Source organism: Streptomyces sp. NBC_01241 (genome assembly GCF_041435435.1).
In the GTDB taxonomy this organism is placed as follows: domain Bacteria; phylum Actinomycetota; class Actinomycetes; order Streptomycetales; family Streptomycetaceae; genus Streptomyces.
In genome coordinates, this window is sequence record NZ_CP108494.1 from 3,752,207 (window position 1) to 3,768,120 (window position 15,914).

Genomic DNA, 15,914 nt, shown 5'->3' on the forward strand with positions numbered 1-15,914 from the left:
CTCTTGGCGCGTGCCAAAGACGAAAAAGGCGAAGCCGGGCAAAACCACGAAGAAACAGAGAACGAAGCAGGAGATGCAGCAACAGGAAGCGAACGGACCGAACCGGTCCGAAGACGAAACGGGTATCGACTTCGCCCGCGCCTGGGTCGAGTTCCCCGACCCCGCGGACGACGAGCAGATCTTCCGCTGCGACCTGACCTGGCTGACCTCCAGGTGGACCTGCATCTTCGGCAGCGGTTGCCAGGGCATCCAGGCGGGCCGCGCGGACGACGGGTGCTGCACGCTGGGCGCGCATTTCTCGGACGAGGACGACGAGAAGCGGGTGGCGGGCCACGTCGAGCGGCTGACCCCCGAGCTGTGGCAGTTCCACGACGTCGGTACGGAGACGGGCTGGGTCGAGGTCGACGACGACGGGGAACGCCAGACGCGGCGCTGGAAGGGTTCGTGCATCTTCCAGAACCGTCCCGGGTTCGCGGCGGGCGCGGGCTGTTCGCTGCACATCCTGGCGCTGCGGGAGGGCAAGGAGCCCCTGGAGACCAAGCCGGACGTCTGCTGGCAGCTGCCGATCCGGCGCACGTACGACTGGATCGACCGGCCCGACGACACGCGCGTGCTCCAGGTCTCGATCGGCGAGTACGACCGCAGGGGCTGGGGTCCGGGCGGTCACGATCTGCACTGGTGGTGCACCTCGGCGACGTCCGCGCACGGGGCCGGGGAGCCGGTGTACGTCTCGTACCGGCCGGAGCTCATCGAGCTGATGGGCAAGGAGGGCTACGACCGGCTGGTCGAACTGTGCGAGGAGCGCCTGTCCTCGCTGCTGCCGATGGCACCGCACCCGGCGGATCCGGCGTGACCGCCGGGGTGTGACAGCGGCGGGCCGCGCCGGGGTGTGACGGGACGGGCCGCCGAGGTGCCTTCCCGCCGTTCGGCCCGTTTCAGCCTGCCGGGGTCGTGGTGCCCGTACCCGTCCCCGGGTCGGTGGGGACCGATGGTCCGGACGGGTCCGGGGACGGTGTCGGATCGGTCGGTGACGGTGTGGGATCCGGGGAGCCCGTCGGGTCGGGGGTCGGGTCGGTCGGGTGCGTGGGATCCGGCGAGGACGGCGGCGGATCCGACGGTACGGACGGGCCCGGGGAGTCGGGCGGGGCGGGCGTCCCCGGATGTCCCGGGCCGCCGGGGGGCGGTGTCGTCGCGTCGTGTCCCCGTCCCCGGATCGCCACGACCGAACCGGATGGGGCGAGGGCGATGCGCGCGCTCCAGGGACCGGCGGGTTCCCGCAGGTGGTCCACGTGGACGCGGATCGTGACGCTCTCGCCCGCGGCGAGCGTCCCCGAGGAGCTGCTCAGGCGCAGCCAGGACGCGTCCGCGCGGGCCGACCACGCGACCGGGGCGCCGCCCGAGGCGGTCAGCCGGATCAGTGTCGTGCCGCCGGACGAGCGGGCCTCGACGGTGAGACCGCCGAGGCCGCCCCGCGCCGGACCCGAGCTGATCACCTCGGCCGAGACGTCCGGACCGGGGCCGTCCTCGAAGGGGCCGCCGGGGCCGGGACGGGCGTTGCCCGCGTTCTCGTAATGGCCGTCCGAGGTGCCGTCGAGGTCCTGGCGGGCGTCCGCCTCGGTCGCGGTGACCGAGGAGCCCTCGTGGCCCTCGCCGGTCAGCGGCGCGCCACGGTAGGCGGTCCACAGCGCGATCACCGGGGCCGCGACGACCGTCGCCACCACCGTCGTCGTCACGACCCTGGCCCGCAGCCGGTCCCGGCGCGCGGCGTGGTCCTTCGGGTCCATGGGGAAGCCCGCCCGGTCGAAGCGCGGGCCGCCGGACCGGTTCCGCTGGGCGTGCACCATCGCGACGTACGCGGACGGCCGCGGCGCCTCGACGACCGGCAGCGCGGCGGCCGGGGTGACGGCCGCGCCCGGCCAGGGCCCCTCGGCACCGGCTCGCTCGGCGGCCCGGCGGCAGCGGGGGCAGTCGTCGACATGGCGGACGAGTTCGCGGCGCAGGGTGGCCGAGAGCAGGACACGGTGGTCGCCGGTGAGGCGGGCGATGGTGGGGCAGTTGCCGGTCTCGACGACGGCGAGGGCGGCGCGGGTGCGTTCCACCTCGCAGGCCGCGGCGGCCAGGAGCTCCCGGGCGGTTGCCGGTTCGAGGCCCAGGACGGAGGCGACGGCGCGCGGGGCGAGGCGGTGACGCACGGCGAGTTCGAGCGCTTCGCGCTGTTCGGGGGTAGTGCCTGCGGCCTCCGGCCAGGCCAGCTGGGCGAGTTCGCGGCGGTGCGCCTCGGCGGCGGCCTGGGATTCCGGGGCGGGGGCGTGGCCCGCCGGGGAGCCGCCGGACGGGGAGGGGGCGGCAGCGCCCTTCCCGACGGCGGTGGGGGGCGTACGGCGTCCCGCACGCGCCCCCTGGGCGGCCGTCCCGCTCGGCTGCTTGCCCGGGGGCCCGCAGGCCGTCCGGTTCGCCTCCCGCCCCGTCTCCGGCTCGGGCTGCGGTCTTCCCGAGGGCTTCCCGGCCTTGTGGCGGTGCGCCCGACGGCCCTGCTTCTGTTCGGCGAGCTTGCGCAGACACATCCATCGGGCCAGCGCGTACAGCCAGGATTTACGTTCCTCCTCACCCGCCGGGCACCGGCCGTCCTGCCGTTCCGCGATCGCCAGCACACCGCCGAGCGCCTCAGTGGCGGCATCGTGGTCGCAGAGCACGGAGAGGCAGTAGGTGAACAGGCCGTCGAGATGCGGCTCGTAACGTGCGGGAGGCCGCCGCGGCGGGTGCGTCGAGGAGTGGGGCGCACGGCGCCGCGCCCGGTGTGCGCCGGTGGTGTGCGTTGGGGGCTCCAGTCTGCTGCTCGTCACCTGGCGACCGTAGGCAGCACAGAGCATGCCTTTAGCGCCCCTTCGGCACATTTAATCCTTACGGGTGAACGTATCGCTCGAAAGGGGACAGGAATCCCGGTTTCAGGGAGCCGAAATCCCTGAAACCGAGCAAAGCGACCCGCCACTGCCGTACCGGGCGCCGCCCGCGGACCGTGCCCGACGGCGTTGTCCGACCCCACCTATACGGTTGCGCCATGGCTGCCCGTACGAAATCCGCGAAGGACCGGCCGTCCTACCGCTGCACCGAATGCGGCTGGACGACCGCCAAGTGGCTCGGCCGCTGCCCCGAATGCCAGGCATGGGGGACGGTCGAGGAGTTCGGCGGCGCCCCCGCCGTGCGGACCACCGCGGCCGGCCGGGTCAGCACCGCCGCGCTCCCCATCGGCCAGGTCGACAGCCGGCAGGCCACCGCCCGGTCCACCGGCGTCGGTGAGCTGGACCGGGTGCTCGGCGGCGGGCTCGTCCCGGGCGCCGTCGTGCTGCTCGCGGGCGAACCGGGCGTCGGGAAGTCGACGCTGCTGCTGGACGTCGCCGCCAAGGCGGCGAGCAGCGACCACCGCACCCTCTACGTCACCGCCGAGGAGTCCGCGAGCCAGGTGCGCCTGCGCGCCGACCGGATCCGGGCGATCAACGACCATCTGTATCTCGCCGCCGAGACGGACCTGTCCGCGGTCCTCGGCCATCTGGACGCGGTCAAGCCGTCGCTCCTCATCCTCGACTCCGTACAGACCGTCGCCTCGCCCGAGATCGACGGGGCCCCCGGCGGCATGGCGCAGGTCCGGGAGGTCGCCGGTGCCCTCATCCGGGCCTCCAAGGAGCGCGGCATGTCGACGCTCCTGGTCGGCCACGTCACCAAGGACGGGGCGATCGCCGGGCCGAGGCTGCTGGAGCATCTCGTCGATGTGGTGCTGTCGTTCGAGGGCGACCGCCATGCCCGCCTGCGGCTCGTACGCGGCGTCAAGAACAGGTACGGCGCGACCGACGAGGTCGGCTGTTTCGAGCTGCACGACGAGGGCATCACCGGCCTCGCCGACCCGTCCGGGCTGTTCCTCACCCGGCGCGACGAGCCGGTGCCCGGCACCTGCCTGACCGTCACCCTGGAAGGCAAGCGGCCGCTCGTCGCCGAGGTACAGGCGCTGACCGTCGATTCCCAGATCCCTTCACCCCGGCGCACCACCTCGGGGCTGGAGACGTCCCGGGTATCGATGATGCTGGCCGTTCTGGAGCAGCGCGGCCGGATCAGCTCGCTCGGCAAGCGGGACATCTACAGCGCGACGGTCGGCGGAGTGAAGCTCTCCGAGCCCGCCGCGGACCTCGCGGTCGCGCTGGCGCTGGCCAGCGCCGCCAGTGACACACCCCTTCCCAAGAACCTGGTGGCGATCGGCGAGGTGGGCCTCGCGGGCGAGGTCAGACGTGTTACGGGGGTCCAGCGCAGGCTGGCCGAGGCGTACCGCCTGGGCTTCACGCACGCGCTGGTTCCGACCGATCCGGGAAAGGTCCCGGCCGGTATGAAGGTCACAGAAGTCGCCAACATGGGCGATGCTCTGAGCGTGCTCCCGCGCCGGTCTCGCGCACAGGCCCCACAGGAGGAGAGCGCACGCCGGTAGACTTTGCCCTGGTCTCGCCCGTCCGTACGAACGGTATGAATGACGTAAGGGCACCGCAAACCTGTGACCGGAGGAGTGCAGTGGCAGCCAGCGACCGGGCAGCATCGCCCGGAAAGTCCGGCCAAGGCACCGGTAACGAGACGCTGATGCGCGCCTCATTGAGTGCCGTCGCGCCCGGAATGGCGCTGCGGGACGGCCTGGAGCGCATTCTCCGCGGCAATACCGGCGGGCTGATCGTGCTCGGCATGGACAAGACCGTCGAGTCGATGTGCACCGGCGGATTCGTGCTGGACGTGGAGTTCACCGCGACGCGCCTGCGGGAGCTGGCCAAGCTCGACGGGGCACTGATCCTCGACAAGGACATGACCAAGATCCTGCGGGCCGGTGTGCAGCTGGTCCCGGACGCCTCCATCCCCACCGAGGAGACCGGCACCCGCCACCGCACGGCGGACCGGGTCTCCAAGCAGTGCAACTTCCCGGTCGTCTCCGTCTCGCAGTCGATGCGTCTGATCGCGCTGTACGTCGACGGGGAGCGCCGGGTCCTGGAGGAGTCCGCCGCGATCCTCTCCCGCGCCAATCAGGCACTCGCCACCCTGGAGCGGTACAAGCTCCGGCTCGACGAGGTCGCGGGCACGCTCTCGGCGCTGGAGATCGAGGACCTGGTGACGGTCCGGGACGTGACGGCCGTCGCACAACGTCTGGAGATGGTCCGCCGGATCGCGACCGAGATCGCGGAGTACGTGGTGGAGTTGGGCACCGACGGCCGGCTTCTCTCGCTCCAGCTCGACGAGTTGATCGCGGGCGTCGAGCCGGAGCGCGAGCTGGTCGTGCGCGACTACGTGCCGGAGCCGACCGCGAAGCGGTCCCGTACGGTCGCCGAGGCGCTGACCGAGCTCGATGCGCTCTCCCACACCGAGCTGCTCGAACTCCCGGTCGTGGCAAGGGCACTGGGGTACAGCGGCTCGCCGGAAACGCTGGATTCGGCGGTCTCGCCGCGCGGCTTCCGGCTGCTGGCGAAGGTGCCGCGGCTGCCCGGGGCCATCATCGACCGGCTGGTGGAGCACTTCGGCGGCCTGCAGAAGCTCCTCGCCGCCAGCGTGGACGACCTCCAGACGGTCGACGGGGTCGGCGAGGCGCGGGCGCGGAGCGTGCGCGAGGGACTGTCACGGCTGGCCGAGTCGTCGATCCTCGAACGGTACGTATAGCGGCACGCGCAGCGGTGCGCGGCATGAGACGCGGCATGGGGCCCGGGAAACCGGGCCCCGCAGTGTTTTTCCGGGCGCCCGCCCCTCGGCCCGTCTCGGCCCGTCTCAGTCCTTCTCAGTCGCTCTCAGTCCCTCTCAGTCCTTCGCGAGGACGAAGGAGGCGCGCTGCACCGGCTCGCCCGGCGCCTTCGCCTCGACCAGATACGTACCCGGCCCCGCGGTTCCCGACGGCGGCGTGGCGCACTGTGGGACGCTCTTCCGGCGGTCCCACTCCACGGTGTGGACGACGGTCGCACCCGCCGGGACCTTCAGCAGCAGGCTGCCCGCGTTCCGCGGGCAGTCCTTGGAGGACCACACCTGGCTGTCGTCGCCACCGGCCTCGGTGATGGTGAGCACCGCACTCTTCGGCCCGAAGTCGGCCTTGCAGTCGGTGGACGAGGTGTTCCTGGCGACCAGGCGGAACTTCGGCTTCTGGCCGGGGCCGTAGCTGAGTTCGGTACTCAGGCTCAACTTAAGTGCGCTTGCGGCGCAGTTGGGGAGCGGTGAGTTCGGCGGGACCTGCCGACCGGTCGTCTCGGCGCCGTCGCCCGCGCCACCGGCTCCGGTGCCCGATCCGCTGCCGGTGTCCGTACCGCCACCGCCCGCGCCGCCGCCGGTACCCGTACCGCTGCCGCCTCCGTCGCCGCCGCCCGTGTCGTCCGACTCGTCGCGCCCGCCCGGCTGTTGGCTTATGGCCGGGCCCGACGGGGTGGGGCCGGGGGTGATCTCGTGCACGGGATCCGATCCACCGGGCCGGGAATCGTCCGTGGTCTTCTTGTCACCGCCGGAGGTGACAGCCCATACGATCAGCGCCGCGAGCAGCGCAACCAGCGTCGCCGCCACCGCCCTCCGTCGCCAGTAGATGGTGGAGGGAAGCGGCCCGATCGGATTACGCAAAGATCCCACGGCGCAAACTGTACGAGAGATCGGCGCCGACTCCCGCCCCACCCGCCGCCCGTCCCCTAAGTTTTGCGGATCATCATCCCGGGACGGCCCCTTCCGGCCCCGCACTTCCGCCGGTTCGGCCCACTGGGATCGCCGAAGATGACCACTCGATTTCGTTGACTACCCTCTGTCACATGGATAGTTCAGTTACTGCCCCGCTCTACCGGGACATCACCGACTTCGCTCATGACATGCCGTCATGGGTTCAACACCTGGCCGAAATATGGACGGAGCTCGGACTCCTGGTCTTCGGCGTCCTGTTCATCACCGGGTGGTGGCGGGCCCGCCGGGCGGACGAGCGCGCCCTGGCCCTGGCGGTGCTCGCGCCCCTCGCGACGGCTTTCGGCTATGTGGTCAGCGAGGTGCTCAAGTCGATGGTGAACGAGGAGCGGCCGTGCCGGTCGGTCGTCGGGGCGGCGGCCTCGCTGGTGCCGTGTCCGCCGACGGGCGACTGGTCGTTCCCCAGCAACCACTCCGCGATCGCCGGCGCGGCAGCCGTCGCCCTGGCGATCGCCCGGCCGCGGCTGGCCTGGCTCACCGTGCCGATGGCCCTGCTGATGGCCTTCTCCCGGGTCTTCGTCGGGGTGCACTATCCGCATGACGTGGCGGTCGGACTGCTGCTGGGTGCGGCGGTGTCGGCCGCGATGGTCGCCGTGCTGTACCGCCCGGCACGGTCGCTCGCCCGGACGGTACGGGACAGCGGGGCGCCGGTGGCGGCCCTGGTGTCGGGGCCGGGCACGGCGCCGGGCCAGGGGCGGGGTACGACGACGGCGGGCCGGTCCCGGCGGCGGCACGGAGGGTCCCGGCGGCGGCGCTGACGGCACCGACGGCCCCGGGGGGAGACCCCTTGGGCCGGTTGCCGGATTCCGCGGGGACAGACGGGTGGCATTATCACCCCAAGGGCCCTCACGAGGAGCGACACCACCGTGCGCTGAGCCCTCGTCTGCCCTTCCGTGCCAGGATCGTGGGTGCGATGACTGCCATGACTGCGACACAGACGCCCCCCGCTTCCCTCCACACTCCCGTCATCGGGTGGTTCGAGCAGCACGCCCGCGATCTGCCCTGGCGCCGTCCCGAAGCGGGCGCCTGGGGCGTGATGGTGAGCGAGTTCATGCTGCAGCAGACCCCCGTCAGCCGGGTCCTTCCGGTGTACGAACAGTGGATGGCCCGCTGGCCGCGCCCGGCCGACCTGGCCGCCGAGCCGCCCGGTGAGGCGGTCCGCGCCTGGGGACGGCTCGGCTACCCGCGCCGCGCGCTCCGCCTGCACGGGGCCGCGCAGGCCATAACTGAACGGCACGGCGGCGACGTACCGAGCGAGCACGGTCAGCTGCTCGCCCTGCCCGGGATCGGCGAGTACACCGCGGCGGCCGTGGCCTCGTTCGCCTACGGGCAGCGGCATGCCGTACTGGACACGAACGTCCGCCGGGTGTTCGCCCGGGCCGCGACCGGCATCCAGTACCCGCCGAACGCGACCACCGCCGCCGAACGCAAGCTCGCCCGCGCGCTGCTCCCCGAGGAGGACGAACGGGCCGCCCGCTGGGCCGCCGCGACGATGGAGCTCGGCGCCCTCGTCTGCACCGCCAAGAACGAGGACTGCACGCGGTGCCCGATCGCCGGGCAGTGCGCCTGGCGGCTGGCCGGTAAACCCCCCCACCAGGGGCCCGCGCGGCGGGGCCAGTCCTACGCCGGTACGGACCGGCAGGTGCGCGGGCGGCTGCTCGCCGTACTGCGCGAGGCCGTGGCACCGGTGCCGCAGTCGGCCCTGGACGCGGTGTGGGACGAGCCGGTGCAACGCGCCCGGGCACTGGACGGACTGGTCGCGGACGGCCTCGTCGAACCGCTGCCCGGCGGCCAGTACCGGCTGCCGATGAGCTGAGCCACGGCTCTCCTCCCCCTCGCTGTTACACAACCGATGGACAGCCGTGCGTCGGTGTATGGCTGCTCCGCACAGCCCCGTGACAACAGCTCCGTAGCGTCAGCGACGTCAGCCCGACCGGATCGATGGCCGGCGGCGGCGTACGGGGTTCTACGGGGACGGAGGCGGTTGGAATGGCGCAGGGCGAGGTGCTCGAATTCGAGGAGTACGTACGCACCCGGCAGGACGCGCTGCTGCGCAGTGCGCGCCGGCTGGTCCCCGACCCGGTGGACGCGCAGGACCTGCTGCAGACCGCCCTGGTCCGTACGTACGGCCGCTGGGACGGCATCGCCGACAAGTCCCTCGCCGACGCCTATCTGCGCCGCGTCATGATCAACACCCGGACCGAGTGGTGGCGGGCCCGCAAGCTGGACGAGGTCCCCACCGAGCAGCTGCCCGACGCGAGCGTCGAGGACGGCACCGAGCAGCGCGCGAACCGCGCCCTGCTGATGGACGTGCTGGGCGTGCTGGCTCCCAAGCAGCGCAGCGTCGTCGTGCTGCGACACTGGGAGCAGATGAGTACGGAGGAGACGGCGGCGGCCCTCGGCATGTCGACCGGTACGGTGAAGAGCACGCTGCACCGCGCGCTGGCACGGCTGCGCCAGGAGCTGGAGAGCCGCGAAGCGGCGAGCACGGAGGCCCGGCTCCGGGAGGAGCGGGGACGTGCCGCGGCCGGCCGCGCTCCGGCCACTGGTACTCCGGTGCGTGCGCGGGCAACGGCGCGGGTACGGGAGCAGGCGGGCGGGCGGATGGACGAACGGGGGCGGGAGCGGTGCGCGGCCTGACAGCCAGCGATGACAGCGACGACGACCGTTGCGGCGCAAGGGACGACGGTGGCCCCGTGGCCACCGTCGGACGCGGCCGGTTCCTGACCGGCTGGGCGGCGGGCACCACAACCCTGGTCGGGCTCGCCGCCTTCGGGCTGTTCGCCGTCGGCTGCTCCACCGGCGGCACGGGCACCCGGGACGAGGGCCCGGCGGGCACCCAGCCGGTTGCCCGGGTCACCCCGAGCGCCCATGCGCCGTCCACGGCGAAGCCCACGCCCCGGGTCGATCCGGTGGCGCTGCTCAAGAAGGACCCCAAGGTCGGCGAGCGGGTCAGGACGGACCTGAAGCCGTGCAGCGGTTCCGAGTACCCGGTGGACACCTCGTACGGCACCCTGACCGGCAGCTCCTCGGCCGACGTCGTGGTCAACGTGATGACGTGCGGCGACTCGGTGGGCGTCGGCACGTACGTGTACCGCCCGCGGGGCAACGGCTCGTACGAGAACGTGTTCGCCATCGAGCAGCCCGCGGTGTACGGGACCATCGATCGCGGTGATCTGGTGGTCACGGCCCAGGTGTACGGGAAGAAGGACTCGGTCGCGTACCCCTCCGGCGAGGAAGTGATCACCTACACCTGGGCGAACAACCGGTTCAGCGAGCACGACCGGGTGCACAACGACTTCAACCGAGCCGTCGGTGACGGAGAGGCCGGGCTTCCGGAATCCACTGAACCGGCGCGGAACTGAGAGCAGTCCGATGGCCGAGACCCACGTCCTGTTCGTCGAGGACGACGACGTCATCCGAGAGGCCACCCAGCTGGCGCTGGAGCGCGACGGCTTCGCGGTCACCGCGAAGCCCGACGGCCTGTCGGGCCTGGAGGCGTTCCGGGCCGACCGTCCCGACATCGCGCTGCTCGACGTGATGGTGCCGGGCCTCGACGGGGTCAGCCTCTGCCGTCGCATCCGCGACGAGTCGACCGTCCCCGTGATCATGCTGTCGGCCCGGGCCGACTCGATCGATGTGGTGCTCGGCCTGGAGGCCGGCGCCGACGACTACGTCACCAAGCCCTTCGACGGGGCGGTCCTGGTCGCCCGGATACGTGCCGTGCTGCGCCGCTTCGGCCATGCGTCGGGCGGCGGGCAGCCGGGCAACGGGGAGCCGGACCAGCAGCCCGTCGGCGGGGTGCTCGTCTTCGGCGACCTGGAGATCGATACCGAGGGCATGGAGGTCCACCGGGCCGGCGAGCACGTGGCGCTGACCCCGACCGAGATGCGGCTGCTGCTGGAGTTCTCCGCCGCGCCCGGCACGGTGCTCTCCCGCGACAAGCTCCTGGAGCGGGTCTGGGACTACGGATGGGGCGGTGACACCCGGGTCGTGGATGTCCATGTGCAGCGGCTGCGCACCAAGGTCGGCCAGGACCGGATCGAGACGGTCCGCGGCTTCGGCTACAAACTCCGGCCATGAAGCGGCTTGCTCTGCGGACGGGGGTCCGCTGGAAGATCAGCATCGCCATCGCGGCGGTCGGCGCGCTGACCGCGGTCGCGCTCAGCTTCGTCGTCCACAACGCCGCGCGGGTCTCGATGCTGGAGAACGCGCGCGAGGTCCAGCTGGAGCGGCTGACATACGCGCAGCTCCTGTACGAGGCCAAGAAGACGCAGAAGGCCGACCCCCGGTTCGGCGCCAAGCTCAACGACCCGACGATGCCACGCAGCCTGCGCGCGGAGACCAGCAGGAACCGGCGCGCCACGCATGTCGAGGAGCTCAAGAACGGGGTGCCCGATGTGTGGGCGGCCGTGCCGGTCGGCAACGGCAATGTCCTCTCGCTGCACACGCATTTCGCCGATCGCAGCGCCACGATCATGAGTGACCTGGACCGGGCGCTGATCATCGGCTCGGTCTCCGTGGTGTTCGGCGGCTGCGCGCTGGGCGTGCTGATCGGCGGGCAGCTGTCGCGCCGACTGCGCAAGGCGGCCGCCGCGGCCGGCCTGGTCGCGGAGGGCAACACGGACGTACGGGTCCGGGAGGCCGTCGGTGGTGTCGTCCAGGACGAGACCGATGAGCTGGCCCGGGCGGTGGACGCGCTGACTGACGCGCTCAACGAACGGATCGAGGCGGAACGCCGGGTCACCGCGGACATCGCGCACGAGCTGCGTACGCCGGTGACGGGTCTGCTGACGGCCGCCGAGCTGCTGCCGCCGGGCCGTCCCACGGAGCTCGTACGGGACCGGGCGCAGGCGATGCGCACGCTGGTCGAGGACGTGCTGGAGGTGGCCCGTCTGGACAGTGCGTCGGAACGGGCCGAGCTGCAGGAGATCGCGCTGGGCGAGTTCGTCAGCCGGCGGATCGCGCTGCTGGACCCGGATGTGCGGGTGCGGGTCGTCCACGAGTCCTGGGTCAGCACCGATCCGCGCCGGCTGGAGCGGATCCTCGGCAACCTGCTGGGCAACGCCGCGAAGCACGGTGCCACGCCGGTGGAGGTCACGGTCGAGGGCCGGGTGGTACGGATCCGCGATCACGGTGCCGGGTTCCCGGCGGCGCTGCTGCGTGAGGGGCCGAGCCGGTTCCGTACCGGAAGCAGCGACCGGGCCGGGCACGGCCACGGTCTCGGGCTGACGATCGCGGCCGGCCAGGCGCGGGTCCTCGGGGCCCGGCTGACCTTCCGCAACGCGGGGCCGGAGGGGGCGGCGAAGGGCACGGGCGGGGCGATCGCCGTGCTGTGGCTGCCCGAGCACGCGCCGACGAACACCGGCAGCTTCCCGGTCCTGCGCGTGTCCGAACAGCGCACGCCGGGCAGCGGGGACGGGGAGAGCACGGAATCCGTCCGCAGACGGACCGGCGGCTGAAGCGGATACGGGAGAGGCTCCCGGGGCGTGGTGCCCCGGGAGCCTCTCCCGTACGCGGGATCTTCCGCGCACATCGTGCGGTGAGCCGCTCGTACGCCGTTCGTATGCTGCTCGTACGCCGCGGAAGGGTCAGACGGCCTCGGTCTGCTTGGGAGCGACGGCCGCGTCCCGCGCCTGCGTGTCGTCCGACGACGTGGTCTCCGGGCCCGCGCCCCGCAGCGGGACCTCCTTGACGAAGACCGAGGCGAGCAGGGCGATGACACCGACCGAGGCGCCCACCAGGAACGCGATGTGCGTACCGGACGACACCGCGAACTGGTACGCCTCACGCGCCTGCGCCGGCAGCTTCGCCAGGCTCGCCGCGTCCAGCTGGGCGGACTTCGCGGTGGCTGCCCCGCCGCCGCGGGCCATCATCTCGTCCTGCACCCGTCCGGTGAACAGCGCGCCCATGATCGCGACGCCGAAGGAGCTGCCGAGCGTACGGAAGAGGGTGGTCGCGGAGGAGGCGACGCCCATGTCCTTCATCTCCACGCTGTTCTGCGCGACGAGCATCGTGATCTGCATCAGGAAGCCCATGCCCGCGCCGAGCACCGCCATGTAGACGCCCGACGTCAATCGCGTGGTGGCGGTGTCCATCTGGGAGAGCAGGAACAGACCGGTCACCATCAGGGCGGAGCCCACGATGGGGAAGATCTTGTACTTCCCGGTGCTGGTGGTGACCCGTCCCGCGATCAGCGAGACCACCATCATCGCCAGCAGCATCGGCAGGAGCAGCAGGCCCGAGTTGGTCGCGGAGGCGCCCTGGACGGACTGCTGGTACAGCGGCAGGAAGAGCACCGCTCCGAACATCACGAAGCCCACCATGAAGCCGACGACGGACATCAGGGTGAAGTTGTGACTGCGGAATATGTGCAGCGGAATGATCGGTTCTGCGGCCTTGGTCTCGACGAAGAGGAAGCCGACGAGCGCGGCGACACCGATCGCGATGAGCTCCATGATCACAGCGGAGTTCCAGTCGTACTCCGAACCACCCCAGGTGGTGACCAGCACGATCGCGGTGATGCCGAGGGTCAGCAGCCCGGCACCGAGGTAGTCGACCTTCGCCGCGGCGCGCTCTCGCTTCGGCAGATGCAGTACGGCGGTGACCATGGCGAGGGCGACCGCGCCGAGCGGCAGGTTGATGTAGAAGCTCCAGCGCCACCCGAGGTGGTCGGTGATGGTGCCGCCGACCAGTGGTCCGCCGATCATGGCGATGGCCATGACACCGGCCATCATGCCCTGGTACTTGCCGCGTTCGCGCGGCGGTACGAGGTCGCCGATGATCGCCATGACGCCGACCATCAGACCGCCCGCGCCGAGCCCCTGGACCGCCCGGAAGCCGATCAGCTGGCCCATGTCCTGGGCCATTCCGCTCAGCACGGAGCCGACCAGGAAGATCACGATGGACGTCAGGAAGACGCCCTTGCGCCCGTACATGTCGCCGAGCTTGCCCCAGATGGGGGTGGAGGCGGCGGTGGCCAGGGTGTACGCGGTGACGACCCAGGACAGGTGCTCCAGGCCGCCCAGGTCGCCGACGATGGTCGGCATGGCCGTGCCGACGATCAGATTGTCCAGCATGGCGAGCAGCATCGTGATCATGAGGGCGAGCATCACCACCCGCACACTGCGCTGCTGCTTGCCGGGTTTTCCGGCAGGCAGGTCGGCACCGGCCGCCTTTCCGCCGGCCGTCTTCTTCAGATCGGACATTGGTCCCCCACTCCCCTGATCCCCTGTGCGGGGCAGACACTTACTTGCCGCCCGGCTAGTTGACTACACTGGGGAAAGTAGACCCGTAACTAGCCGGGCGTCAAGTAAGTTTTTGAAGGAGAGCCTCATGGGCCGCACGCCGCAGCAGCGCCGTGGCAACACGCGCCAGCGCATTCAGGACGTCGCCCTGGAGCTCTTCGCCGAACAGGGCTACGAGAAGACCTCGCTCCGCGAGATCTCCGAACGGCTGGATGTCACCAAGGCCGCGCTGTACTACCACTTCAAGACCAAGGAAGACATCCTGGTCAGCATCTTCGAGGACCTCAACCGTCCGGTCGAGGAGCTGCTCGCCTGGGGCAAGGAGCAGCCGCGCACCCTGGAGACGAAGAAGGAGATCCTCAGCCGCTACAGCGAGGCCCTGACCGCCGCCGCCCCGCTGTTCCGCTTCATGCAGGAGAACCAGGCGGCCGTACGGGACCTCAGCATCGGGGCGACCATCAAGGAACGCGTCATCGCCCTGGTCGACCTGCTCCAGGAACCCGGCGCGTCACTGACCGACCAGGTGCGCTGCTTCACCGCGCTCTTCGCAACGCACGCGGGCATGTTCGCCCTCAAGAACCTCGAAGGCGACCCCGAGGAGAAGCGCAAGGCCATCCTCGAAGTCGCCTTCGAACTCATTACCCGGGCGCACGGCCCGGAGTCCGCCGAGTAGCGGGGTCCGTCCCGGTCGGATCAGACCGAGACGCCCTCCTTGTGCAGGAAGCTGACCGGGTTGACCGCGGAACCGTAGTCGGCGGTGTGGCGGATCTCGAAGTGCAGGTGCGGGCCGCTGGAGTTGCCGGTGTTGCCGGAGAGGGCGATCTTCTGGCCCGTCTTCACGGTCTCGCCGATGCGCACATCGATCTGCGCCAGGTGGGCGTACTGCGAGTACGTGCCGTTGGCGTGCTTGATCACGACGGCGTTGCCGTACGCGGGACCGTCGCCGCCGCCGTTCGGGCCGGCCTTCACGACGGTGCCGCCGTGCACGGCCTTGACCTTGGTGCCGATCGGCACGGCGAAGTCCTGGCCGGAGTGCTTGTGGGCCCAGCGGCTGCCGTCGTTGCCGAAGCTCGCGCTCAGCTGGTAGCGGCTCACCGGAGTCTCCCAGCCGGCGGCCTTCTTCGCGGCCGCCTTCTTGGCCGCCTTCTCCTTGGCGACCTTGGCGACCTCGGCCGCCTTGGCCACCTTGGCCGCCTTGCCCTGCATGGCCGCCTGCTGGGCGACCGACTCGGCCGCAGAGTTGTTGATCAGGCTCGCAACGCCGGGAGAACCTGCCGTGGCGGCCGCGAACGCAGCGCCCGCACCGAGAACCATCGACGTCCCCAGGCCGGCTGCCACCACGGCGCCACGGACACGGGACAGGGACGGACGGCGGGAGTGCTGGAACGAAACGCGCTTCGACATAAGCGGAGAACCTCCGGAGATGACTGGACCCGACACTCCGGCCGGGCTGGCCATTCCTTGGTAACCCGCACCCCCACCTATGCCCAAATGCCCCATCTACGAACAAAAGCCGTAGCGACACCCTCGGGAATTCGCTGCCGACGGTCCCGCGCACCCGCCGCCGGGACGCACCGAAACTCCTTTTTCGGACAGGTTTAACCCCAGCTCCAAACCGGTCGAACCGGACTAAACATAGCGATTCAGGCTCCTCCGCTTGGGGCCCCGAAACCCCCTCCCCACGCAGGGGCAAAGGTCCCTGCCGCGACCGCGGCACCCTCTCCTATCGCGGCTAGTAGGCCCCGAAAGGGCTGTGTGCCTTGTCACCGCCGGTGGGACCGAAGCCCGTCCGATCCGGGACCTTCGGCCGACGGGTGAAGTCGATTTCCGGTTCACCGTTCCGAGGTGCTCGGCACCGATCGCGGCCCGGGCACGGGGCACAACACGGGCACGGGCACGGGCACGGGGCACAGGGCAGCAAAAAGGGGCTGCCCCGGACCGTTTCTC

14 protein-coding genes are annotated in these 15,914 nt (G+C 71.2%); 10 read left to right on the forward strand and 4 right to left on the reverse strand.

The genetic code is table 11. The features are described 5' to 3' along the window. Window positions 1–10: 10 nt before the first annotated feature. The gene (locus tag OG306_RS16590; RefSeq protein WP_266746937.1) at window positions 11–853 is read left to right on the forward strand and encodes a hypothetical protein; all 843 of its coding nucleotides are present in this window, start codon (window positions 11–13) and stop codon (window positions 851–853) included. 82 nt (window positions 854–935) lie between these two features. Here the strand turns inward: OG306_RS16590 and OG306_RS16595 are convergent, their stop codons facing one another. Further along, the gene (locus tag OG306_RS16595) at window positions 936–2,843 is read right to left on the reverse strand and encodes a BACON domain-containing protein (RefSeq protein ID WP_406735209.1); all 1,908 of its coding nucleotides are present in this window, start codon (window positions 2,841–2,843) and stop codon (window positions 936–938) included. A 215-nt stretch (window positions 2,844–3,058) separates the two neighbouring features. On the opposite strand from OG306_RS16595, the gene radA reads away from it, so the two are divergent. Together radA and disA are read left to right on the forward strand one after the other, a co-directional pair. Continuing rightward, window positions 3,059–4,471, forward strand: coding sequence for a DNA repair protein RadA (radA, locus tag OG306_RS16600; RefSeq protein ID WP_266906265.1), 1,413 nt, complete (start codon window positions 3,059–3,061; stop codon window positions 4,469–4,471). Between the two features lie 80 nt (window positions 4,472–4,551). After that, window positions 4,552–5,676, forward strand: coding sequence for a DNA integrity scanning diadenylate cyclase DisA (gene disA / locus OG306_RS16605; protein WP_266746940.1), 1,125 nt, complete (start codon window positions 4,552–4,554; stop codon window positions 5,674–5,676). A gap of 135 nt (window positions 5,677–5,811) precedes the next feature. Here the strand turns inward: disA and OG306_RS16610 are convergent, their stop codons facing one another. Then, entirely contained in the window at window positions 5,812–6,621 is an 810-nt protein-coding gene (locus tag OG306_RS16610) for a hypothetical protein (RefSeq protein WP_266746941.1), read from the reverse strand. 173 nt (window positions 6,622–6,794) lie between these two features. Between OG306_RS16610 and OG306_RS16615 the strand changes: the two genes are divergently transcribed. The 6 genes from OG306_RS16615 (at window position 6,795) to cseC (ending at window position 12,182) form a co-directional block, all read left to right on the forward strand. Beyond that, a complete protein-coding gene (locus OG306_RS16615) occupies window positions 6,795–7,478 on the forward strand; it encodes a phosphatase PAP2 family protein (protein WP_266746942.1) in 684 nt (227 codons plus the stop codon). A 155-nt stretch (window positions 7,479–7,633) separates the two neighbouring features. Continuing rightward, window positions 7,634–8,536: an A/G-specific adenine glycosylase gene (locus OG306_RS16620; RefSeq protein ID WP_266746943.1), complete on the forward strand. Its 903-nt coding sequence runs from the start codon at window positions 7,634–7,636 to the stop codon at window positions 8,534–8,536. Window positions 8,537–8,709: 173 nt separating this feature from the next. Next, window positions 8,710–9,360, forward strand: coding sequence for a SigE family RNA polymerase sigma factor (locus tag OG306_RS16625; protein ID WP_266746944.1), 651 nt, complete (start codon window positions 8,710–8,712; stop codon window positions 9,358–9,360). Further along, on the forward strand, window positions 9,348–10,085 hold the full coding sequence (locus OG306_RS16630) for a hypothetical protein (protein ID WP_371665421.1): 738 nt from the start codon (window positions 9,348–9,350) through the stop codon (window positions 10,083–10,085). Before OG306_RS16625 ends, OG306_RS16630 begins: the two co-directional genes overlap by 13 nt. A 10-nt stretch (window positions 10,086–10,095) precedes the next feature. Beyond that, the gene (cseB, locus tag OG306_RS16635; protein WP_266746946.1) at window positions 10,096–10,803 is read left to right on the forward strand and encodes a two-component system response regulator CseB; all 708 of its coding nucleotides are present in this window, start codon (window positions 10,096–10,098) and stop codon (window positions 10,801–10,803) included. After that, on the forward strand, window positions 10,800–12,182 hold the full coding sequence (gene cseC / locus OG306_RS16640) for a two-component system sensor histidine kinase CseC (RefSeq protein WP_266746947.1): 1,383 nt from the start codon (window positions 10,800–10,802) through the stop codon (window positions 12,180–12,182). Before cseB ends, cseC begins: the two co-directional genes overlap by 4 nt. Window positions 12,183–12,311: 129 nt before the next feature. On the opposite strand, the gene OG306_RS16645 is transcribed toward cseC, so the two are convergent. After that, a complete protein-coding gene (locus OG306_RS16645; protein ID WP_371665422.1) occupies window positions 12,312–13,928 on the reverse strand; it encodes an MDR family MFS transporter in 1,617 nt (538 codons plus the stop codon). A 127-nt stretch (window positions 13,929–14,055) separates the two neighbouring features. Here OG306_RS16645 and OG306_RS16650 point away from each other — a divergent pair, with 127 nt between their 5' ends. Continuing rightward, the gene (locus OG306_RS16650; protein WP_266746949.1) at window positions 14,056–14,640 is read left to right on the forward strand and encodes a TetR/AcrR family transcriptional regulator; all 585 of its coding nucleotides are present in this window, start codon (window positions 14,056–14,058) and stop codon (window positions 14,638–14,640) included. A 20-nt stretch (window positions 14,641–14,660) separates the two neighbouring features. Here OG306_RS16650 and OG306_RS16655 read toward each other — a convergent pair whose 3' ends face one another. Then, window positions 14,661–15,371: a M23 family metallopeptidase gene (locus OG306_RS16655; RefSeq protein ID WP_266746950.1), complete on the reverse strand. Its 711-nt coding sequence runs from the start codon at window positions 15,369–15,371 to the stop codon at window positions 14,661–14,663. Between the last annotated feature and the right edge of the window lie 543 nt (window positions 15,372–15,914).

Coding starts and splice junctions, on each gene's coding strand:
- radA (WP_266906265.1), top strand. CDS start 3,059: ATGGCTGCCCGTACGAAATCCGCGAAGGACCGGCCGTCCTACCGCTGC.
- OG306_RS16615 (WP_266746942.1), top strand. CDS start 6,795: ATGGATAGTTCAGTTACTGCCCCGCTCTACCGGGACATCACCGACTTC.
- OG306_RS16620 (WP_266746943.1), top strand. CDS start 7,634: ATGACTGCCATGACTGCGACACAGACGCCCCCCGCTTCCCTCCACACT.
- OG306_RS16625 (WP_266746944.1), top strand. CDS start 8,710: ATGGCGCAGGGCGAGGTGCTCGAATTCGAGGAGTACGTACGCACCCGG.
- cseB (WP_266746946.1), top strand. CDS start 10,096: ATGGCCGAGACCCACGTCCTGTTCGTCGAGGACGACGACGTCATCCGA.
- cseC (WP_266746947.1), top strand. CDS start 10,800: ATGAAGCGGCTTGCTCTGCGGACGGGGGTCCGCTGGAAGATCAGCATC.
- OG306_RS16645 (WP_371665422.1), bottom strand. CDS start 13,928: ATGTCCGATCTGAAGAAGACGGCCGGCGGAAAGGCGGCCGGTGCCGAC.
- OG306_RS16650 (WP_266746949.1), top strand. CDS start 14,056: ATGGGCCGCACGCCGCAGCAGCGCCGTGGCAACACGCGCCAGCGCATT.
- OG306_RS16655 (WP_266746950.1), bottom strand. CDS start 15,371: ATGTCGAAGCGCGTTTCGTTCCAGCACTCCCGCCGTCCGTCCCTGTCC.